The organism is Streptomyces sp. NPDC059567 (assembly GCF_042735655.1).
GTDB lineage: Bacteria > Actinomycetota > Actinomycetes > Streptomycetales > Streptomycetaceae > Streptomyces.
In genome coordinates this window covers 1-19,011 of sequence record NZ_JBHWBS010000071.1, presented here as the reverse complement: position 1 = coordinate 19,011, position 19,011 = coordinate 1, and the positions used below count along the sequence as shown (strand labels likewise).

Annotated in this window: 15 protein-coding genes and 3 tRNA genes; 9 read left to right on the top strand and 9 right to left on the bottom strand. The window is 71.2% G+C overall.

What is annotated here, in order from left to right:
* Nucleotides 1–5 precede the first annotated feature (5 nt).
* The 3 genes from ACFVZW_RS26335 to ACFVZW_RS26325 are packed head-to-tail and all read left to right on the top strand — an operon-like array spanning nucleotide 6 to nucleotide 3,021.
* A complete protein-coding gene (locus ACFVZW_RS26335; protein ID WP_384525955.1) occupies nucleotides 6–1,079 on the top strand; it encodes a peptidoglycan-binding protein in 1,074 nt (357 codons plus the stop codon).
* A gap of 2 nt (nucleotides 1,080–1,081) precedes the next feature.
* Nucleotides 1,082–1,762 carry an ABC transporter ATP-binding protein gene (locus ACFVZW_RS26330; protein WP_384525952.1) on the top strand — a complete coding sequence of 227 codons (681 nt, stop codon included), beginning with the start codon at nucleotides 1,082–1,084 and terminating at the stop codon, nucleotides 1,760–1,762.
* Nucleotides 1,759–3,021: an ABC transporter permease gene (locus ACFVZW_RS26325; protein ID WP_384525898.1), complete on the top strand. Its 1,263-nt coding sequence runs from the start codon at nucleotides 1,759–1,761 to the stop codon at nucleotides 3,019–3,021. Before ACFVZW_RS26330 ends, ACFVZW_RS26325 begins: the two co-directional genes overlap by 4 nt.
* Nucleotides 3,022–3,310: 289 nt before the next feature.
* Here the strand turns inward: ACFVZW_RS26325 and ACFVZW_RS26320 are convergent.
* The 3 genes from ACFVZW_RS26320 to ACFVZW_RS26310 form a co-directional block, all read right to left on the bottom strand.
* A tRNA-Ile gene (locus ACFVZW_RS26320) sits at nucleotides 3,311–3,387 on the bottom strand.
* Nucleotides 3,388–3,562: 175 nt separating this feature from the next.
* Nucleotides 3,563–3,635, bottom strand: a tRNA-Asn gene (locus ACFVZW_RS26315).
* A 5-nt stretch (nucleotides 3,636–3,640) separates the two neighbouring features.
* A tRNA-Asn gene (locus tag ACFVZW_RS26310) sits at nucleotides 3,641–3,713 on the bottom strand.
* Between the two features lie 168 nt (nucleotides 3,714–3,881).
* Here ACFVZW_RS26310 and ACFVZW_RS26305 point away from each other — a divergent pair.
* The 4 genes from ACFVZW_RS26305 to ACFVZW_RS26290 all read left to right on the top strand — a co-directional run bounded on the left by ACFVZW_RS26305 (nucleotide 3,882) and on the right by ACFVZW_RS26290 (nucleotide 9,505).
* Complete coding sequence (locus ACFVZW_RS26305) at nucleotides 3,882–4,184, top strand: YtxH domain-containing protein (RefSeq protein WP_384525895.1); 303 nt, start codon at nucleotides 3,882–3,884, stop codon at nucleotides 4,182–4,184.
* Between the two features lie 105 nt (nucleotides 4,185–4,289).
* On the top strand, nucleotides 4,290–5,729 hold the full coding sequence (locus ACFVZW_RS26300; protein ID WP_384525892.1) for an FGGY family carbohydrate kinase: 1,440 nt from the start codon (nucleotides 4,290–4,292) through the stop codon (nucleotides 5,727–5,729).
* Between the two features lie 90 nt (nucleotides 5,730–5,819).
* Nucleotides 5,820–7,553, top strand: a complete 1,734-nt coding sequence (locus tag ACFVZW_RS26295; RefSeq protein ID WP_384525889.1) for an ABC transporter ATP-binding protein — start codon at nucleotides 5,820–5,822, stop codon at nucleotides 7,551–7,553.
* On the top strand, nucleotides 7,553–9,505 hold the full coding sequence (locus tag ACFVZW_RS26290) for an ABC transporter ATP-binding protein (RefSeq protein WP_384525886.1): 1,953 nt from the start codon (nucleotides 7,553–7,555) through the stop codon (nucleotides 9,503–9,505). The genes ACFVZW_RS26295 and ACFVZW_RS26290 overlap by 1 nt, the downstream gene beginning before the upstream one ends.
* A gap of 6 nt (nucleotides 9,506–9,511) precedes the next feature.
* Here ACFVZW_RS26290 and ACFVZW_RS26285 read toward each other — a convergent pair whose 3' ends face one another.
* The 6 genes from ACFVZW_RS26285 to ACFVZW_RS26260 form a co-directional block, all read right to left on the bottom strand.
* The gene (locus ACFVZW_RS26285; protein WP_384525883.1) at nucleotides 9,512–10,606 is read right to left on the bottom strand and encodes an RNA polymerase sigma factor; all 1,095 of its coding nucleotides are present in this window, start codon (nucleotides 10,604–10,606) and stop codon (nucleotides 9,512–9,514) included.
* A gap of 130 nt (nucleotides 10,607–10,736) precedes the next feature.
* Nucleotides 10,737–12,659 carry a DNA primase gene (dnaG, locus tag ACFVZW_RS26280; RefSeq protein ID WP_384525880.1) on the bottom strand — a complete coding sequence of 641 codons (1,923 nt, stop codon included), beginning with the start codon at nucleotides 12,657–12,659 and terminating at the stop codon, nucleotides 10,737–10,739.
* Nucleotides 12,660–12,725: 66 nt separating this feature from the next.
* Nucleotides 12,726–13,988, bottom strand: a complete 1,263-nt coding sequence (locus ACFVZW_RS26275; RefSeq protein ID WP_384525877.1) for an NAD(P)/FAD-dependent oxidoreductase — start codon at nucleotides 13,986–13,988, stop codon at nucleotides 12,726–12,728.
* A 385-nt stretch (nucleotides 13,989–14,373) separates the two neighbouring features.
* Nucleotides 14,374–15,669, bottom strand: a complete 1,296-nt coding sequence (locus ACFVZW_RS26270; protein WP_384525873.1) for a deoxyguanosinetriphosphate triphosphohydrolase — start codon at nucleotides 15,667–15,669, stop codon at nucleotides 14,374–14,376.
* 35 nt (nucleotides 15,670–15,704) lie between these two features.
* Nucleotides 15,705–16,577 carry a sirohydrochlorin chelatase gene (locus ACFVZW_RS26265; protein WP_384525870.1) on the bottom strand — a complete coding sequence of 291 codons (873 nt, stop codon included), beginning with the start codon at nucleotides 16,575–16,577 and terminating at the stop codon, nucleotides 15,705–15,707.
* 89 nt (nucleotides 16,578–16,666) lie between these two features.
* Nucleotides 16,667–17,371, bottom strand: a complete 705-nt coding sequence (locus tag ACFVZW_RS26260) for a hypothetical protein (RefSeq protein WP_384525867.1) — start codon at nucleotides 17,369–17,371, stop codon at nucleotides 16,667–16,669.
* Nucleotides 17,372–17,437: 66 nt separating this feature from the next.
* On the opposite strand from ACFVZW_RS26260, the gene ACFVZW_RS26255 reads away from it, so the two are divergent.
* Together ACFVZW_RS26255 and ACFVZW_RS26250 are read left to right on the top strand one after the other, a co-directional pair.
* Nucleotides 17,438–18,181, top strand: coding sequence for an aquaporin (locus ACFVZW_RS26255; protein ID WP_384525864.1), 744 nt, complete (start codon nucleotides 17,438–17,440; stop codon nucleotides 18,179–18,181).
* Between the two features lie 29 nt (nucleotides 18,182–18,210).
* Nucleotides 18,211–18,924 (top strand): vancomycin high temperature exclusion protein, encoded by a 714-nt coding sequence (locus tag ACFVZW_RS26250; protein ID WP_384525861.1) that lies wholly within the window; start codon nucleotides 18,211–18,213, stop codon nucleotides 18,922–18,924.
* Nucleotides 18,925–19,011 lie beyond the last annotated feature (87 nt).

Below are 19,011 nucleotides of genomic sequence, written 5' to 3'. Positions count from 1 at the left end.
GCCGTATGAAGTTCGTCGCCGTGGCAGTGGTGGCTGCCGCCACCATCGGGGGTGGAGCCGGCGCCGTGCTCATCGGCAGCGGTGGACGGGACACGGGCGCCCGGAGCGCCCAGGACGGGATGCCCCCCGCTACCGCCACGATCACCCGCACCGATCTGGTGCAGAGCAAGACCGTCGACGGCCGGCTCGACTTCGCGCAGCGCCGGGCAGTGAAATCACCAGTGGAGGGGACGGTCACGAAGGCTGCCGTGGAGGGGAAGACCATCAGGGCCGGGCAGCGGATGTACGAACGCGACGCACGTCCCGTGGTCCTCATGTACGGACCGACCCCGGTGTACCGCGAGATGAAGAAGGACGACCGGGGTCCCGACGTACTGCAGCTGGAACGCAACCTGCGCGACCTCGGCTTCGGCGCGGGCCTGTACATAGACACCCGCTACGACGCGGGGACCGAGGCCGTCGTGAAACGCTGGCAGAAGTCCCTCGGTATCGAGACCCCGGACGGCAAGGTCGGCCAGGGAGACATCGTCTTCCAGCCGGACAAGGTCCGGGTGGTGTCGGTGGACGCCGCTCTCGCCGACCGCATCGGCCCCGACGCGCCCGTGCTCACGGTCGCCTCGCTCAAGCCGGTCGTGCGGTCCCAGCTCGACCAGACAGACGCCGTGCTGACCTCCAGCGGGACCAAGGTCGAGGTCACCCTGCCCAGCGGGCGGAAGGCAGCCGGAAAGGTGTCGGGAACCGTGAGACCCGACACGTCCGGCGACGCCGCGCAAGGCGGCCAGGACAGCATCACGGTGGAGATCACCCTCGACGGCCTCACATCGCTCGCGGCGACGGAGGACCCCAAGGCCACGGCGAGCGTCCGCTTCGTGAGCGAAAGCCGGAAGGGCGTCCTGGTCGTCCCGGTCGAGGCGGTCATCGCCCTGCGGGGCGAGAACGGCGGCTACGGTCTGCAGATCGTGCAGGGCAGCACGACCCGGACGGTCCGAGTCGAGACCGGGATGACCGCCGACGGCCGTATCGAGGTCAGCGGGGGCGGCATCGCCGAGGGCATGAAGGTCGGTGTGCCCGCCGGATGACGATGATCGAACTGAACGACGCCACCAAGTCCTACGCCGGCGGCGTCCACGCCCTGCGCGGCGTGGACCTCGATGTCGACGAAGGTGAACTCCTGGCGATCGTCGGTCCCTCCGGCTCGGGCAAGTCGACCCTGCTCAACCTGATCGGCACGCTCGACAGACCCACATCGGGCACCGTGAAGGTCGCCGGATTCGACGTGAACGCGCTCTCCGACAGCCGGCTGTCCGCACTGCGAGCCCGCCACATCGGCTTCGTCTTCCAGCACTTCCACCTGGCCACCGGCCGGACCGCGGTGGACAACGTCGCGGACGGACTGCTCTATGCCGGGGTGCCCTTCAAGGAGCGGCGGGCGCGTGCCCGTGCCGCACTGGAACGGGTCCGCCTCGGCCACCGGCTCGATCACCGTCCCAGCGAGCTGTCGGGCGGTGAGAAACAGCGCGTGGCCATCGCCCGCGCACTGATCGGCGACCCTTCCCTCCTGCTCGCCGACGAGCCGACGGGCGCCCTGGACACCGCGTCCGGCGACATCGTCATGGAGCTCATCCGCGAGCTCAACGAGACAGGCACCACCGTCTGCGTGATCACCCACGACAACGACATCGCCGCCTCGCTGCCCCGGCACGTCCGCTTCAAGGACGGATCGGTCGTGTCCGACTCACGGACAACGGAGGTGCGACCATGACCGACCGCGCACACCGGGCCGCAGTCGGCACGTCGCCGGAACCGGCACCGTTCCCCGGGCGGCAGCAGGCCGCCGGCCTGCGCCCCGCCCGCCTCAACGCCGCCGATGTCCTGCGCCTGGGCGCTGTGGGCCTGCGGGCTCGCCGCGCCCGCGTCGTGCTCTCCGCCCTTGGCATCGCGATCGGCATCGCCACCATGGTCGCCGTCATCGGCCTCTCCACCTCGAGCCGCGCCGACCTGATGGCGCAGCTCGACCGGCTCGGCACGAATCTACTGACCGCCGAGGCCGGCGAAGACACCCTGGGGAACGGTGTGAAGCTCCCCAAGAACGCGGTGGCCATGGTGGAGCGCATCGGCCCGGTGCAGCATGCCACCGCCACGGCTCAGCTCGACGCCCGCATCCGCCGAAGCGACCGCGTCCCCGAGGAACGGACGGCCGGAGTCACCACCCAGGCAGCCCGGCCCGACCTCCTGGCCGCCCTCAACGCCGAGGTGGACAAGGGCGTATGGCTCAACAGCGCCAGGGAGCGCCTGCCGGTCACCGTCCTCGGCGCGGTGGCCGCCGAGCGCATGGGCATCACCGAGCCCGGCGAGAAGATCATGATGAACGACGAGCACGTTGTGGTCATCGGCATCCTCAAACCCGTGGAACTGGTTCCCAACCTCGACCGCGTCGCTCTGGTCGGATTCCCTGCGGCGGAGAAGTACCTGGGCTTCGACGGCCACCCCACGACCATCTTCGAACGGTCGTCGGACAGCTCGGTCGAAGGCGTCCGCGCCGTACTCGCCCGCACCGTCAACCCCGGCAACGAGGGCTCGGTCAAAGTCTCCCGGCCCTCCGACGCCCTCGCCGCGAAAGCAGCCACCGACAAGGGACTCACCACCCTCATGCTCGGACTGGGTGCGGTCGCCCTGCTCGTCGGCAGTGTCGGCGTCGCCAACACCATGGTCATCTCGGTACTCGAGCGCCGACAGGAGATCGGACTCCGTCGCGCGCTCGGGGCGACCAAGCGGGCGATCCGGCTGCAGTTCCTCACGGAGTCGCTGCTGCTCTCCGCGCTCGGCGGCGCGGCAGGCGCGCTGCTCGGCGCGGCGGTGACTTTCGCCTTCGCCCGGGTTCAGGGCTGGATTGCCGTCGTCCCCCTGTGGTCGCTGGGCGGCGGCCTGGCCGCGACGCTCGTCATGGGCATCATCGCCGGCCTCTATCCGGCGATCCGAGCGGCTCGCCTGCACCCCACCGTCGTGCTCAACGCCGCTTGATTTTGGCCGGGTGTCGTCCGGTTGCGCGTAAGCCTCCGGACGACACAGGGACCGTCTCTCCGGTCACGAGCGAAGCCCGATCAGGAGTGAGTTCGCCCCCGTCTCATCCACGCGAAGAATCGGCCATCCGAGTGGCCTGGGCGTGTCGCCGGCCCCGCGTCCCCGATCTCTGTCCCCCATGGGGCCCAGACTGGGTCGTAACACGTCGGCGAGGGCCGTCGTGATCGCTAGGGCCGATCGTCCGACCAGGGAAAGTGCCTGGTCAGAACGATTCTGCTTCACCATGACCTGGTGGGGCGGGTGGGACTCGAACCCACGGCCGACGGATTATGAGTCCGCTGCTCTAACCGGCTGAGCTACCGCCCCTAACGGTGTGGCGCGTACATGTGTGCGCGCCGTCTGCCGCAGCATAGCCGCTCATACGATCTCCTGCTCCGGATGCTCGGCACTGCTGCGCGCTCCTCGACCAGGAGGACTCCGCAGCGTGGCGGATGGTTCCCGGACATAAGAAAAAGGACCCCTAAGGGTCCTCTTTCCATCGCTCCCCCGGCTGGACTCGAACCAGCAACCCTCCGGTTAACAGCCGAATGCTCTGCCAATTGAGCTACAGGGGATCGCGCTCCCCCGACTGGACTCGAACCAGTAACCTGCCGGTTAACAGCCGGCTGCTCTGCCAATTGAGCTACAGGGGATTGCTGCGTTGCACCGAACGGATCCACCTCGGGTGTTCCCGGGCGGCGCTCGCTCGCTGCGACACATACATTAGCGCAAGCAGGGGGGTGCTCCGCCAATCGGTATGCCGTGGGCGCTCGTGGGCACCAGTGAAGCATCAGGGAAGCTCAAGGGAAGGTGGTGCCGCCGTGCGGTACAAGCTGACGTTCGTCGTGGGACTGGCCCTCGGTTACGTCATCGGCACTCGGGCCGGACGTGAGCGCTACGAACAGATGAAGAAGTCCGCCCGGGAGTTCTCGCAGAACCCGGCGGTGCGCAACGCCGCCGAGTCCGCGGCCCAGACCGGGCGCCAGGTCGCCGGCAAGGCGTACCACGCGGTGAGCGACAAGGTCGGCGACAAGCTGCCCGCGTCGGTCACCGAGCGGATCCACGCGCTGCGCCACCACAACGGCCAGGTCACCGAGGACGACTGGGGTGTGAGCAACACCTGAGCGACGTCCGGGCGACGCCTCGGCCGCGACTTTCCCGCTCGAAAACGCGTCTCCTACCCCGCACGCGCTCCACCTACTCCCCCGCGTGCGGCAGAATCTCCTGTCATGGGGATAGTCGCCGGCTTGGACAGCTCTGCTGAGTTCACACGCATCGTCGTCTGCGACGCGGACACGGGTGCCGTACTGCGCCAGGGCTATGCCCCGCACCCCGGTGAGCCGAAGGCCACCGACGTCGACCCGCAGGCGTGGCTGCTCTCGCTCGGCGAGGCCGCGGGCGGCGGGCTGCTCGAAGGTGTGCAGGCCATCGGCGTCTCCGCCCAGCAGCACGGGCTCGTACCGCTCGACCGGCAGGGTGCCCTCGTGCGGCCCGCGCTGGTCGGCAACGACAAGCGGGCGCAGGTGGCCGCCGCCGATCTGGTCGAGGCGTTCGGCGGGCGGCAGGCCTGGGCCGAGGCCGTCGGCTCCGTGCCGCAGTCCGGCCAGCCGGTCGCCAAGCTCCGCTGGCTGGCCCGCTCCGAGCCGGAGAACGCCCAGCGCGTCGCCATGCTCCTCCAGCCGCACGACTGGCTGGTCTGGCAGCTCCTCGGCCGGCCCGTGCGCCGCACCACCGACCGCGGCGCCGCCTCCGCCACCGGATACTGGTCGGCAGGCGCCGGGGCCTACCGCCCCGACCTCGTCGAGCTGGCCCTGGGTCACCAGGCGGTACTCCCCGAGGTGCTCGGCCCGGCCGACGCCGCCGGGACCACCCCCGAGGGGCTGCTGATCTCCGCCGGCACGGGCGAGACCATGGCTGCCGCGCTCGGGCTCGGGCTCGGGCACGGCGACGCCGTCGTGTCCCTCGGCGCCTCCGGCTCCGTGATGGCCGTCCACCACGAGGCGCTCGCCGACCCGCAGGGCCTGATCACCTCCTTCGCCGACGCGACCGGGATGCACCTGCCCGTCGTGCACACCTCGAACGCGGTGCGCGCGCTGCGCGGCACCGCCGAGATGCTCGGCGTGGAGAGCCTGGAGGAGCTCTCGGCGCTCGCGCTGAAGTCGACGCCGGGCGCCTCCGGGCTCGTCCTGCTGCCGTATCTGGAGGGCGAGCGCACCCCGCAGCTGCCGCACACCGCCGGCACGCTCAGCGGACTGCGCCGCGAGTCGATGAAGCCCGAGCACCTCGCGCGGGCCGCGTTCGAGGGGATGCTCTGCGCCCTCACCGACGCGATGGACGTGCTGCGCGGGCGGGGCGTCGAGGTGCGCCGGGTGTTCCTGCTCGGCGCGGCGGCCGAGCTGCCCGCCGTCCAGGCGCTCGCTCCGGCGATCTTCGGCGCGCAGGCCGTCGTCCCCCAGCCCGCGGACTACGCGGCGCTCGGCGCCGCCCGGCAGGCCGCGTGGGCGCTCGGCGTCGCACGGGGCACGCTCTCGCCGGCCGCTCCGCCGGCCTGGCAGGGCGCCGCCGCCCAGATCTTCGAGCCCGGCGAGGAGCTGGCGGTCGGTCAGGCCGTACGGCAGCAGTACGTGGCCACGCGGGAGCAGCTCCACCCGGGTGCCTTCGGGTCGTGACCGGAGCCCGTTCGGCTGACAGCGGAGTCCGTTCAAGACTCGACAAAACCCGGTCGTAACGTCCCGGGGGTGCGGGCGATAGTAGAACCCGTGCTCCTACGACTTCTCCGAACCCACCTGCGACCGTACAAAAAGCCCATAGGCCTGCTCGTCCTGCTCCAGCTCCTGCAGACCTGCGCCTCTCTCTATCTGCCGACCCTGAACGCGGACATCATCGACAACGGTGTCGTGAACGGGGACACCGGCTACATCCTGCGGTTCGGCGCCCTGATGATCGCGGTCTCCGTGATCCAGGTCGTCTGCAACATCGGGGCCGTGTACTACGGGGCGCGGACCGCCTCCGCCCTCGGCCGGGACGTCCGCGCGGCCGTCTTCGAGCGGGTGCAGTCCTTCTCCGCCCGTGAGGTCGGGCAGTTCGGCGCGCCCTCGCTGATCACCCGGACCACCAACGACGTCCAGCAGGTCCAGATGCTGGTCCTGATGGCCTTCACGCTCATGGTCTCCGCGCCGATCATGTGCGTCGGCGGCATCATCATGGCGCTGAGCCTCGACGTGCCGCTGTCCGCGGTGCTGATCGCGGTCGTGCCGGTCCTCGGCATCGCGGTCTCGCTGATCGTGAAGAAGATGCGACCGCTGTTCCGGACCATGCAGGAGCGGCTCGACACCGTGAACCGGGTGCTGCGCGAGCAGATCACCGGCAACCGCGTGATCCGCGCGTTCGTGAAGGACGACTACGAGCGTGAGCGGTTCAAGGGCTCCAACACCGAGCTGACCGACGTCTCGATGGAGACGGGCCGGCTGATGGCGCTGATGTTCCCCACCGTGATGACGGTCGTGAACATCTCCAGCATCGCGGTGGTCTGGTTCGGTGCGCACCGCATCGACAGCGGCGGCATGGAGATCGGGGCGCTGACCGCGTTCCTCGCCTATCTGATGCAGATCGTGATGGCCGTGATGATGGCCACGTTCATGTTCATGATGGTGCCGCGGGCCGAGGTGTGTGCCGAGCGCATCGAGGAGGTCCTGGCCACCGACAGCAGTGTCGTGCCGCCGACCGAGCCGGTGACCGAGCTGAAGCGGCGCGGGCATCTGGAGGTCCGGGCCGCGGACTTCCGCTACCCGGGCGCCGAGGAATCGGTCCTGCGGGACGTGGAGCTGGTGGCGCGGCCCGGCGAGACGACGGCGATCATCGGTTCGACCGGCAGCGGCAAGTCGACCCTGCTGGGTCTGGTGCCGCGGCTCTTCGACGTGACCGGCGGCGAGGTGCTCGTCGACGGGGTGGACGTACGGAAGCTGGACGCGGGACTGATGGCGCGGACGGTCGGGCTCGTCCCGCAGAAGCCGTATCTCTTCTCGAGGACGGTGGCGACGAACCTGCGGTACGGGAAGCCCGACGCGACCGACGACGAGCTGTGGCACGCGCTCGAGGTCGCCCAGGCCGCCGACTTCGTGAAGGAGCTGGAGAACGGGCTGAACGCGCCGATCGCGCAGGGCGGCACGAACGTGTCCGGCGGGCAGCGGCAGCGGCTCGCGATCGCGCGGACGCTGGTGCAGCGGCCGGAGATCTATCTCTTCGACGACTCGTTCTCCGCGCTCGACTACCGGACGGACGCCCTGCTGCGGGAAGCGCTCAAGGAGGAGACGGCGGACTCGACCGTCGTGATCGTCGCCCAGCGGGTGTCGACCATCCGGGACGCCGACCGGATCGTGGTCCTCGACGAGGGCCGGGTCGTGGGCACCGGGCGCCATCACGAGCTGATGGCGGGCAATGAGACGTACCGGGAGATCGTGCTCTCCCAGCTGACCGAGGCGGAGGCAGCCTGATGGCCGGTCCTGGCGGACGAATGATGGCCGGCGGCGGCCCCGACCAGCGGTCGATGGACTTCAAGGGCTCGGGCACAAGGCTGCTGAAGCAGCTGGCGCCCGAGCGGGGCACGCTGTGGCTCATGCTGATCGCCGGTGTGCTCAGCGTGGCGGCGTCGGTGGTCGGCCCGAAGATCCTCGGCAAGGCGACCGACCTGGTCTTCGCGGGTGTGGTCGGGCGGCAGATGCCCGACGGCACGACGAAGACTCAGGCGATCGAGGGCCTGCGGGCCAAGGGCGACGACGGGATGGCCGACATGCTGTCCGGGGTCGACTTCACCCCCGGGCAGGGCATCGACTTCACGGCGGTCGGGGAGGTGCTGCTCTGGGTGCTGGTCATCTACGTGGCGGCCGGACTCCTCATGCTGGTCTCGACCCGTATGTCGATCAGGGTGATCAACCGGACGATCTACCGGATGCGCGAGGACGTCCAGGCGAAGCTGGCGCGGCTGCCGCTGTCGTACTTCGACAAGGCCAAGCGCGGCGAGGTGCTGAGCCGGGCGACCAACGACATCGACAACATCTCCCAGACGCTCCAGCAGTCGATGGGGCAGCTGATCAACTCGCTGCTCACCATCGTCGGCGTGCTGGCCATGATGTTCTGGATTTCGCCGCTGCTCGCACTGGTCGCGCTGGTGACCGTGCCGGTGTCGGTGGTCGTGGCCACGAAGATCGGCAAGCGTTCGCAGCCGCACTTCGTGCAGCAGTGGAAGTCCACGGGCAAGCTGAACGCCCATGTGGAGGAGATGTACACCGGCCACGCGCTGGTGAAGGTCTTCGGTCGGCAGGACGAGTCGGCGGCGGACTTCCGCGAGCAGAACGACGCGCTGTACGAGGCCGGGTTCAAGGCGCAGTTCAACAGCGGCGTCATGCAGCCGGTGATGTTCTTCGTCTCGAACATCAATTACGTCCTGGTGGCCGTGGTCGGCGGGCTGCGGGTCGCGAGCGGGACGCTGTCGATCGGTGACGTGCAGGCGTTCATCCAGTACTCCCGGCAGTTCTCGATGCCGCTGACGCAGGTCGCGTCGATGGCGAACCTGGTGCAGTCCGGGGTCGCATCGGCCGAGCGGATCTTCGAGCTCCTCGACGCCGAGGAGCAGGAGCCGGACGCGCCGAGGAGCGAGATGGGGGCACCCCCGGCCGGAGGCTGGGGGACGTCGGTGCTCGGCAAGGTCGCGCTGGAGCAGGTGGCGTTCCGCTACGAGCCGGAGAAGCCGCTCATCGAGGACCTGTCGCTGACGGTGGAGCCCGGCCAGACGGTCGCCATCGTCGGCCCGACCGGCGCGGGCAAGACCACGCTGGTGAACCTGCTGATGCGGTTCTACGAGGTGACGGGCGGACGGATCACCCTCGACGGTGTGGACATCTCGGCGATGTCCCGGGAGCACCTCAGGTCCGGGATCGGCATGGTGCTCCAGGACGCCTGGCTGTTCGGAGGCACGATCGCCGACAACATCGCGTACGGAGCCGGCGGGAAGGTGAGCCGGGAGCAGATCGAGGAGGCGGCGCGGGCCGCGCACGCCGACCGGTTCATCCGCACCCTGCCCGACGGCTACGACACCGTCATCGACGACGAGGGCTCGGGCGTCAGCGCCGGCGAGAAGCAGCTGATCACCATCGCGCGGGCGTTCCTGTCCGATCCGGTGATCCTCGTCCTCGACGAGGCGACCAGCTCCGTCGACACCCGCACCGAGGTCCTCATCCAGAAGGCGATGGCCCGCCTGGCACACGGGCGCACGTCGTTCGTGATCGCCCACCGCCTCTCCACCATCAGGGACGCGGACGTGATCCTGGTGATGGAGAACGGCTCGATCGTCGAGCAGGGCACGCACGAGGAGCTCCTTGCGGCGAGCGGCGCGTACGCCCGGCTGTACGAGGCGCAGTTCGCGCAGGCGGTCGCCGAGGTCGACTGACCGCCGTCAGTCCAGGTAGCCCCGCAGCTGGTCCGCGAAGGCGTGGTCCCGCAGCTTGTTGAGGGTCTTCGACTCGATCTGGCGGATGCGTTCGCGCGTCACGCCGAAGAGCCGTCCGATCTCCTCCAGGGTGCGGGGCCGGCCGTCGTCCAGGCCGTAGCGGAGCTGGACGACCTTGCGTTCGCGCTCGCCGAGGGTGGAGAGGACGGCCTCCAGGTGCTCGCGCAGCAGCAGGAACGCCGCCGACTCCACCGGACTCGCCGCGTCGCCGTCCTCGATCAGGTCGCCGAGGGCGACATCGTCCTCCTCGCCCACGGGGGCATGCAGGGAGACCGGTTCCTGGGCGAGGCGCAGCACCTCGCTGACCCGCTCGGGCAACAGGTCGAGCTGGGCCGCGACCTCTTCGGGGGTGGGTTCGTAGCCGCGTTCCTGGAGCATCCGGCGCTGGACACGGACGACCCGGTTGATGAGTTCGACGACGTGGACCGGGACGCGGATGGTCCGGGCCTGGTCGGCGAGGGCCCGTGACATCGCCTGGCGGATCCACCAGGTCGCGTACGTCGAGAACTTGTAGCCGCGCGCGTAGTCGAACTTCTCGACGGCCCGGATCAGGCCCAGGTTTCCCTCCTGGACCAGGTCGAGCATGGTCAGGCCGCGTCCGACGTACCGCTTGGCGACGGAGACCACGAGCCGCAGATTGGCCTCGATGAGACGGCGCTTGGCCATCCGGCCCAGCACGACGAGCCGGTCCAGGTCGAGCGCCAACTGGGAGTCCAGATCGGGGGTGTTGGCGAGCTTCTCCTCGGCGAAGAGACCTGCCTCGACGCGGCGTGCCAGCTCGACCTCCTCCGCCGCGGTGAGCAGCGGGATGCGGCCTATCTCCCGCAGGTACTGGCGGAACAGATCGGAGGAGGGGCCGCTTCCGCCGGGGTCGGGGCGGCGGGGAACCGGCTCGGGTTCGGGCGTGTCGTCCACGAACTCGACGGGCTCGGGCGGATCGGATGCCTCGGCCTGCTCTGCGGAGGCCGGCGCCTCCGGGTGGTGGACGGCCGGGCGTTGCCCGGGCACGACTTCCGTCGGGGACAGGGTCTGGGTCTGCACGGGGGCGACCTCCAGGGTGATCGCTGCCGGTGCTCCGGGGGCTCAGGCACCGCTCTCCAGTGTGGGGTACGACACATCGCCGCCACGAGGGGCGTGCGGTGACTTTTTGAGTCCGGCGGGTCACCGAACGTCAGAGCGCCGCGGCCCCGTTGGTGCGCAGGGACTGGCCGTACTGGGTGAGCACCCACAGCTCGTTCTGTACGGCGGCCAGTCGGGCCGGGTCGCCGTTCGCGCCGAGACGGGCCAGGGTGCCCTGGATGTCGCGGACGCGGCGTTCGACGGCGCGCAGCCGGACCGAGACGAGCTGGGCGCCTGCGTAGACCTCGTCGACGACCTTGGCGAAGACCGCCTCGACGGCGAGCTCGGTGACGAGCGCGCGGACCGTGTCGTTGGGCGCCGCCTCGCGGACCGCGGACAGATAGTCGGCGGGGGCGCCGGTGGCGCCGCCCGCGTCCTGGACGCACTGGCGGACGGCGGCGTAGGGCGGGGCGGTGAACTCGTCCGCCCCGTAGGCGTCGAAGGCCGGGGAGACCAGCTCGGGGCGCTGGAGGGCGAGCTTGAGCAGCTCGCGCTCGGTGCGGTGGGCGGGACTGCGCAGATTGAGCGCCGGGCCGCCCGTCGCGGCGGGGGCCTGGGTCTCGTACTCCCCCGTAGCCCCTCGGGCACGGGAGGCACCCCCATGCTGCGGGGCCGCCGGCGCCTGGTTGCCTCGGCCGCCCCGGTCGCGCTGCCAGCGGGCGATCTGGGCCACGCGCTTGACCACGAACGGGGTGTCGAGGATGCCGAGCATCCCCGCGAGCTGGACGGCGACCTCGTGCTGCGAGGCGATGTTCTTGATCCGGGCGACGATCGGCGCGGCCTCGTCGAGGGCGGCGGCCCGGCCGGCCGGGGTCTCCAGGTCGTACCGCTTCACGATCTGGCGGAGCGCGAACTCGAAGAGAGGGGTGCGCGGCTCGACCAGTTCGGCGACGGCGTGGTCGCCCTTGGCGAGCCGCAGCTCGCAGGGGTCCATGCCGTCGGGGGCGATGGCGATGTAGGTCTCGGCGGCGAACTTCTGGTCGTCCTCGAAGGCGCGCAGGGCGGCCTTCTGGCCGGCCGCGTCGCCGTCGAAGGTGAAGATGACGCGGGCCGAGCCGTTGTCCATGAGGAGCCGGCGGAGGATCTTGATGTGGTCGCCGCCGAAGGCGGTGCCGCAGGTGGCGATGGCGGTGGTGACGCCGGCGAGGTGGCAGGCCATGACGTCGGTGTAGCCCTCGACGACGACGGCCCGGCTGACCTTGGCGATGTCCTTCTTCGCCAGGTCGATGCCGTAGAGCACCTGGGACTTCTTGTAGATCGGCGTCTCGGGCGTGTTCAGGTACTTGGGCCCGTTGTCGTCGTCGCGGAGCTTGCGGGCGCCGAAGCCGACGACATCGCCGCCGACGTCCCGGATCGGCCACATGAGCCGGCCGCGGAAGCGGTCGATGGGGCCGCGCCGGCCGTCCTGGGAGAGCCCGGAGAGGATCAGCTCCTTGTCCGAGAAGCCCTTGCCGCGCAGGTAGCGGGTGAGGTGGTCCCAGCCGGCCGGGGAGTAGCCCACGCCGAAGTGCTCGGCGGCGGCCTGGTCGAAGCCGCGCTCGGCGAGGAACTTGCGGCCGATCTCGGCCTCGGGCGAGCCGAGTTGGTCGATGTAGAACTGCGTGGCGACCTGGTGGGCCTCGACCAGCCGGATGCGCTCGCCGCGCTGGTGGCCGGGGTTGTAGCCGCCTTCTTCGTACCGCAGCGTGATGCCCGCCTTCGCGGCGAGGCGCTCGACCGTCTCCGAGAAGGAGAGGTGGTCGATCTTCATCACGAAGGCGATGGTGTCGCCGCCCTCCTGGCAGCCGAAGCAGTGGAACAGGCCCTTGCTCGGGCTGACCTGGAAGGAGGGCGACTTCTCGTCGTGGAAGGGGCACAGGCCCTTGAGGTTGCCGCCGCCGGCGTTGCGGAGCTGGAGGTACTCGGACACGACGGCGTCGATCGGGACCGCGTCCCGTACCGCCTTCACGTCGTCATCGTTGATCCTGCCGGCCACGCTGGAATTCTACGGGGGTCCGGGGAGGGTCGGCCCCCGCCGAAGACACTGTCGTGGGCGTCCGGACTAGGGGACGAGGCTCTCCAGCGGGACGGAGGGATCGCCGAGGGCCTCGGTGTCCACCGGGGACTGGGCGCGGATGAGCTGCTGGATCGGCTCTGTGACGTCCCACACATTCACGTTCATCCCGGCCAGGACCTTGCGGTCCTTGAGCCAGAAGGCGATGAACTGCCGTTTGCCGACGTCGCCGCGGAGCACGACCTGGTCGTAGGAGCCGGGCGGCGCCCAGCCCGAGTACTCCATGCCCAGGTCGTACTGGTCGGAGAAGAAGTACGGGACGCGGTCGTGGGACACGGACTGGCCGAGCATGGCGCGGGCCGCGGCCGGGCCGCCGTTGAGGGCGTTGGCCCAGTGCTCGACGCGCAGCCGGGTGTGCAGGAGCGGGTGCTGGGCGGCGGCGACGTCGCCGGCCGCGAAGATCTCGGGGTCGGAGGTGCGCAGCGACGCGTCGACGGCGATGCCTCCGCCGTGGGAGCGGTCGACCAGGTCGAGGCCGGCGGCCTCGGCGAGGGCGGTGCGCGGGGCCGCGCCGATCGCCGCGAGGACGGCGTGGGCGGGGTACTCCTCGCCGTCGTCGGTGCGCACGGCGAGGACCATGCCGTCCTGGCCGACGATCTCGGTGAGCCGGGCGCCGAAGACGAAGCGGACGCCGTGCTCGGTGTGCAGATCGGCGAAGAGCTGGCCGAGCTCGGGGCCGAGGACCTGGTGGAGCGGGGTGGGCTCGGACTCGACGACGGTGACCTCGGCGCCGTAGCCGCGGGCCGCGGCGGCGACCTCCAGGCCGATCCAGCCGCCGCCCGCGATCACCAGATGGCCGTTGTCGCGGCCGAGGGCGGCCAGGACGTGGCGCAGCCGGTCGGCGTGGGCGAGCCGGCGCAGATGGTGGACGCCGGCGAGTCCGGTGCCGGGGATGTCGAGGCGGCGCGGCTCGGAGCCGGTGGCGAGGAGGAGCCGGTCGTAGCGGATGGTGGTGCCGTCGCCGAGGCGTACGGTGCGGGCCTCGCGGTCGATCACGGTGACGGGCTGCCCGAGGTGGAGCTCGACCTCGGCTCGGGCATACCAGGCGGGCTCGTGGACGAAGACGCCGTCGCGCTCCTCCTTGCCGGTCAGATAGCCCTTGGAGAGGGGTGGGCGTTCGTAGGGGTGGTCGCGCTCGTCGCCGATGAGGATCACTCGGCCGGTGAATCCCTCGGAACGGAGCGTCTCCGCCGCCTTGGCCCCGGCCAGGCCCCCGCCGACGATGACGAAGGTCTGATCTGCGTCGACCACTTGATGCCTCCTCGTTGCGACCGCTTCTACGCTACGCCTCCGGGCGTTCGGCGAGCCGTACCGCCTCGGGCCCTCCGCCGAGCGTCCCGCACGGAGCGTGATGGCGGAAGGGGGCGGGGTGCCAGGCGCCGCGGGCCCGGCCTGATCGGCAGGACACCCCCCAGGGCCTCTCGTTTGGATCTTGCCGGGCTCGCGTGCCCTGGTGCCGCTCCCCCAAGCTCTTCGAGCAGGGGGTACCTCCAGCCGCGTTGTCGTCGGTCGACATGGTCCCCCGTAGCCCTTCGGGCACGGGAGGTGCCCCCACCGCCATGCCTCCCTCCTCCGCCTTGCGATCCACGGCACCAGACCCCGCTCACTGGATCCGGCCTGATCCAAACGAAAGACCCTAGGCGCGGCGGGGGCGGAGGCGGGCGTGCAGGGTGCGGGCGGAGGCGTCGGTGAGGGAGGCGATCTGGTCGATGATCACCCGCTTGCGTGAGCGGTCGTCGCCGGCCGTGTCGAACAGGGCGCGGAACTGCGGGTCGAGGCCCTCGGGTGCGCGGGCGGTGAGCGCCTCTGCGAGTTCGGCGAGGACGATGCGCTGGTCGGCGCGGAGCGCCTCCTGCTCGGCGCGCTGCATGACGTACCGGTCGGCGACGGCCTTGAGAACGGCGCATTCGTTGCGGGTCTCGCGGGGGACGACGAGCTCGGCGGCGTACCGGGTGAGGCGGCCGGAGCCGTACGCCTGGCGGGTGGCGCCCTCGGCGGCGAGGCAGAACCGGCCGATGAGCTGACTGGTGGCGTCCTTGAGGCGGGCCTGGGCCACGGCGGATCCGTCGTAGCCGTGCGGCCACCACTCCTGGTCGACGAGCCGGTCGAGCGCTTCGGCGAGCTCCTGGGGGTCGGTGTCCTTCGGTACGTAGCGGCCGACGGCGACGTTCCAGATGTCGGCGCGCTCGGCCTCGGAGAAGAGCATGTTCGGGTCGATGTGGCCGGCGTGCAGTCCGTCCTCGAAGTCGTGGACGGAGTACGCCACGTCGTCGGCCCAGTCCATGACCTGGGCCTCGAAGCACTTGCGGTGCGCGGGGGCGCCCTGGCGGGCCCAGAGGAAGACGGGGACGTCGTCCTCGTACACGCCGAACTTCGGGGAGTCCGGGTCCTCGGGGTGTCCGCCGCGGGGCCAGGGGTACTTGGTGGCGGCGTCGAGGGCGGCGCGGGTGAGGTTGAGGCCGACGCTGACGGGCTCGCCGGTGGTGGGGTCGGCGATGAACCGCTTGGGCTCGATACGGGTGAGCAGGCGCAGCGACTGGGCGTTGCCCTCGAAGCCCCCGCAGTCCTTGGCGAAGTCGTTGAGGGCCTGCTCGCCGTTGTGCCCGAAGGGCGGGTGGCCCATGTCGTGGGCGAGGCAGGAGGCTTCGACGAGATCGGGGTCGCAGCCGAGCGCGGCACCGAGCTCACGGCCGACCTGGGCGCACTCCAGGGAGTGGGTGAGCCGGGTGCGGGGGCTGGCGTCCCAGGCGTGGCTTCGCGATCCGGGGGTGACGACCTGGGTCTTGCCGGCGAGTCTGCGCAGCGCACTGGAGTGCAGCACGCGCGCGCGATCACGCTGGAAGGCTGTCCGCCCTGGCCTCTTGTCGGGCTCTGCGGCCCAGCGCTCGGTCGCGGTGTCGTCGTAGCCGGGGGTGTCCGTGATGCCTTCCATGCACCGAAGGTAACCGGCGGGACCGACACACGGGGCTAGGCGGACATCAGTTCCTGATGGGAGCCGACGAGTGTGACGGCCTGGTCGTAGCGGTGGAGGAGCAGGCGGGCGAGGGCGGGGTGGGCGCCGAGGGGGGCCGAGGCGATCCAGGGGGCGTGGGCGGTGGCGCGGGTGGCGAAGAGGCCGGGGGCGGTGAAGCAGGACGCGACCGCGATCCGGTGCCGGCCGCGGGCGGCGAGGGTGCGCAGGGCCTCGGGCACGGTGGGGGCGGCGGCGGAGGCGTACGCCGGGACGACGGGCACCCCCCCGAGCCGTTCGCCGAGGAGGGCCGCGGTGCGGCGGATGTCCGCGACGGATTCGGGGTCGCGGGAGCCGGCGGCGGCCAGGACGACGCCGGTGGAGCGCGACGCGCTGTCCGCGGAGGTCCAGCCGGCCTCGGCGAGCCGGTCGACGAGGGCCTCGACGAGCAGGGGGTGCGTGCCGAGCGGGGCGGCGATCCGGGTGCGCAGTCCGGGTGCGGCGGCGGCCGCGGCGGGCAGGTCGTGTTTGACGTGGTAGCCGCGGCCGAAGAGCAGGGGCACGAGGACGGCGTCCCCGCCGGGGTGGCGCGCGAGGGTGTCGGTGAGGAGGGGCGCGTTCAGCTCGATGTGGGCGAGGCGGATGTCGAGGCCGGGGCGGAGTTCGCGGACCCGGTCGAGCAGCAGGGTGAGCGTGGCGCGCGCCCGGGGGTCGCGGCTGCCGTGGCCGACGGCGATGAGGGTGGGCGCGCTCCCGGGCCTGCTCATGGGCCTGTTCATGCGCCTGCCCGTTCTCGTCGGGGGGAGTTGGCTCAGCTGGTCGCCGAGCTGCGCGGTGATGCGGCCGAGCAGCTCGGCGGTGCTGTCGAACGTGGTGTCCGGCTCCGTCATGAAGTGATCCTGGCCCCGGCGCGTTGCCTCCCCGTTGCGTGGGGGTCACGAGTGTTTTCCATGGGCTCACCGTCCGCCCGCCCTCGTTGTCAGGCGCCGGTGTCGAGCCAGACCCGCAGGGTCCCGATCTCCTCGAAGCCGAGAGCGAGGGCGGGCGGCAGGTCGTCGCCGGACTCGTAGCCGACGACGGGGCTGCCGTCGTCCACCAGCGTCAGGCAGCCCGCCCAGGTCACGGTCGGGTCGGGACCGTCGGCGGTGAAGAGGTTGGAGACGCCGGTCACCCGGCCGTCGTCACTGAGCACCGCGCCGCCGACGATCCGGCCGTCGGCGCCGTACCCCGCGACGACCTTCGCCGCCGGGTCGGCGAGGAGTTCGGGGCGGAACAGCGCGGACTCGTCCGCGTCCCCGCCGCTCCAGGCCGTCGCCCAGGCGGCCAGCTCCTCCGGAGTGCGGACCTGCCGCCAGTCCGTGTCCGCCGGGGCATCGACGGCGGGGGCGGGCAGCCAGCCGGGCCGGTGGATCCACTGCGCGTCGAAGAGCGGCCGGAAGCCTTCGCCGGCCAGGTCCAGGCTCACGAAGCTGTCCTTGACGGAGGCCCCGGGGGTGTCCCGGTCGATGCCGTCGAGGACGTCCCGCACGGACGCGTCGGCGGTCAGCGTCACCGCGTCCGGGTAGTAGAGCGGGGTGCGGCGGGGGTTCGTCCAGGCGCGCGGGCCGAAGGCTCCGGGGTGGCCGTGGGCGCGGCACATGGCCTCGCACCACTCGGCGTTGTTGCGGACGGCATCCATGATCATGCGCGGATCGTACGGTTCTCCCCCTCCCCTCCTCATTCTTTTATCTAGCGGAATATCTTTTCCGCCATGCGAATGACTCCCTCTCCTCTGCCCGGGCTCCCCCGAAGAGCCGTCGCCGAACTCGTCGGCACCGCGGCGCTGGTGGCCGTCGTCGTCGGGTCCGGCATCCAGGCGGCCGCGCTCAGCCAGGACGTCGGGGTGCGCCTGCTGGCCAACTCGCTCGCCTCCGCCCTCGGGCTCGGCCTGCTCATCGCGCTCCTCGGCCCGCTCTCCGGCGGCCATCTCAACCCGGTCGTCACCCTCTCCGAGTGGTGGGCCCGGCGGGGAGAGGAGGGCGCCCCGGGCGTCCGCGAGGTCGCCGCCTACCTCGCCGCCCAGCTGGCCGGCGCCGTCGCCGGCGCGCTGCTCGCCGAGGCCATGTTCGGGCGGACGCCCGGGACCTGGTCCACCCAGGTCCGCTCCGACACCCATCTGCTGGTCGGCGAGACCGTCGCCACCGCCGGCCTCGTCCTGCTCGTCCAGGGGCTGCGCCGCATCGACCGTTCCGCGCTCGCCCCGGTCGCCGTCGGCGGGTACCTCCTGGCTGCGATCTGGTTCACCTCCTCGGGCTCGTTCGCCAACCCGGCGGGCACGGTCGGCCGCGCCTTCTCCGACTCCTTCACCGGCATCGCCCCCACCTCGCTGCCCGGATTCATCGGGGCGCAGCTCCTCGGTCTGCTGCTCGGCATCACCCTCGCCGCAGTGCTGTACGGCAGGAACGACCACGGCGGGAACGAACCGAACAGCTCCGTTTCGCGTCGAAAGGGGTGACGGGGGCAGGCAAGATCGACGGAGGTTCCATGCGAGGCGTACGCGTACCGGCCCGGGCGGCCGCCCGGCTGAGGCGGCTGACGCCGCTGCCGCGCACCACCCGTGCCCGCCGCCGTACCGTCCAGGCCGTCATGCTGGGCGCGGTCCTCGCCCTCGCACCCGCCACCTGGACGCACGCCGTCGCCGACAGCCGGCTCCGGACCACCGCCGAGGTGCCCGCCCAGGACGTCGCCGTCGTCTTCGGCGCCGGCCTCTGGAAGGGCCGCCCCACCCCGTACCTCGCCCACCGCCTCGACACCGCCGCCGAGCTCTTCCGGGCCGGCAAGGTCAAGGTCGTCCTCGTCACCGGTGACAACAGCCGCGTGGAGTACGACGAGCCGGACGCCATGCGCGCGTACCTCACCGAGCGCGGGGTGCCGGACGGCCGGATCGTCAGCGACTACGCGGGCTTCGACACGTGGGACAGCTGCGTCCGCGCGAAGAAGATCTTCGGCGTCGACCGGGCCGTCCTCGTCACCCAGGACTTCCACATCAAGCGGGCCGTGGCGCTCTGCCGGGCGGCCGGGATCGAGTCGTACGGCGTGAAGGTCGTCGAACCACACGACTCCGTCTTCTACTACGGCGGCGTCCGGGAGCTGGTCGCCGCCGGCAAGGCGGCCGTGGACGCGGCCCTGCGGCCGGACCCGCACTTCCTCGGAGAACGCGAGGAAGGCGTGACGGAGGCGCTCGCGTCGGCGCCCTAGTAGTGCTTCGTTAGGTTCTGAGTCTGGTTCTGTTGCGGGGCAGGCGTCGGCCGCAGGTGGTGCAGGTGCCGGTCCAGCACTGCAGCA

What these genes read in the sequence shown, in the direction of transcription:
- ACFVZW_RS26335 (WP_384525955.1), top strand. Translation starts at nt 6, where the DNA reads ATGAAGTTCGTCGCCGTGGCAGTGGTGGCTGCCGCCACCATCGGGGGT.
- ACFVZW_RS26330 (WP_384525952.1), top strand. Translation starts at nt 1,082, where the DNA reads ATGATCGAACTGAACGACGCCACCAAGTCCTACGCCGGCGGCGTCCAC.
- ACFVZW_RS26325 (WP_384525898.1), top strand. Translation starts at nt 1,759, where the DNA reads ATGACCGACCGCGCACACCGGGCCGCAGTCGGCACGTCGCCGGAACCG.
- ACFVZW_RS26300 (WP_384525892.1), top strand. Translation starts at nt 4,290, where the DNA reads ATGGGGATAGTCGCCGGCTTGGACAGCTCTGCTGAGTTCACACGCATC.
- ACFVZW_RS26290 (WP_384525886.1), top strand. Translation starts at nt 7,553, where the DNA reads ATGGCCGGTCCTGGCGGACGAATGATGGCCGGCGGCGGCCCCGACCAG.
- ACFVZW_RS26270 (WP_384525873.1), bottom strand. Translation starts at nt 15,669, where the DNA reads ATGGAAGGCATCACGGACACCCCCGGCTACGACGACACCGCGACCGAG.
- ACFVZW_RS26265 (WP_384525870.1), bottom strand. Translation starts at nt 16,577, where the DNA reads ATGACGGAGCCGGACACCACGTTCGACAGCACCGCCGAGCTGCTCGGC.
- ACFVZW_RS26260 (WP_384525867.1), bottom strand. Translation starts at nt 17,371, where the DNA reads ATGATCATGGATGCCGTCCGCAACAACGCCGAGTGGTGCGAGGCCATG.
- ACFVZW_RS26255 (WP_384525864.1), top strand. Translation starts at nt 17,438, where the DNA reads ATGCGAATGACTCCCTCTCCTCTGCCCGGGCTCCCCCGAAGAGCCGTC.
- ACFVZW_RS26250 (WP_384525861.1), top strand. Translation starts at nt 18,211, where the DNA reads ATGCGAGGCGTACGCGTACCGGCCCGGGCGGCCGCCCGGCTGAGGCGG.